Origin of the sequence: Microbulbifer okhotskensis (assembly GCF_023895975.1) — a bacterium.
Classification (GTDB): Bacteria; Pseudomonadota; Gammaproteobacteria; order Pseudomonadales; family Cellvibrionaceae; genus Microbulbifer; species Microbulbifer okhotskensis.
This window is the reverse complement of sequence record NZ_JALBWM010000350.1, coordinates 1-650: the sequence shown is the minus strand read 5'-3', so window position 1 is coordinate 650 and position 650 is coordinate 1. Positions and strand designations below refer to the sequence as shown.

The 650-nt window shown below is 46.3% G+C and carries 1 protein-coding gene; it reads right to left on the bottom strand.

The features are described from left to right. Positions 1–334: 334 nt before the first annotated feature. Positions 335–631, bottom strand: coding sequence for a head-tail joining protein (locus MO867_RS22455; RefSeq protein ID WP_252473313.1), 297 nt, complete (start codon positions 629–631; stop codon positions 335–337). Positions 632–650: the final 19 nt, after the last annotated feature.

The window sequence follows — 650 nt, the reverse complement described above, 5'->3', positions numbered from 1 at the left end:
TAACAGTTAATTCAAAAGAAGCGTCTTTATATCACCCTTCTCTATATTTCTAAGCCCTACTTCCTTCGAAGATGAAAAAAAACTTAGGAAATCAATGAGCTATCCGTACTTGGCGCAAATGTACAAAAGTAGATATAAAGCAGCGTCTTTATATCTCAGTATTTTCTCTGCTTTATATCACTTTTGGAACCCTTTAAGTATCAATGAGTTACTGAGTTTCACCTAGAAATAGGAGCAGCTGCTGCTGATTTCTGTTATTAAAAGCAGATTTTGTACATTTTTCACCCAACCAAGTGCCACCGAATACCTCAATCCAGCAATCTGCCGGTTTGAATTACCCATCCACCTGCACCCGCCAAACCACCCCATCATCTGCCAGCCGTTTGCGTACCGTATAGGCCACGCCATTAAGCGTAATCACCGCCCCGGATTTGTAAGCCCCTACTTCACTCACCAGCAGACTCAACTCAATACGCGGCACCCGCAGCCGCTCCTCCTCATCGAACTCATCGATCTCCTGCTCAAAGATCACCTTGCAATCAATAGGCTCAGCACCGCTACCATCGGTATAGGTAGCGGGCTTGCCCCATTTGCGGAAGGCGCGCTCTGCGGCTCGTTGGTCCAGGTCCATAAATCACCTAGGCCTTAAC

Excerpts from the sequence above, each read along its gene's own strand:
- MO867_RS22455 (WP_252473313.1), bottom strand. The coding sequence starts at position 631 with ATGGACCTGGACCAACGAGCCGCAGAGCGCGCCTTCCGCAAATGGGGC.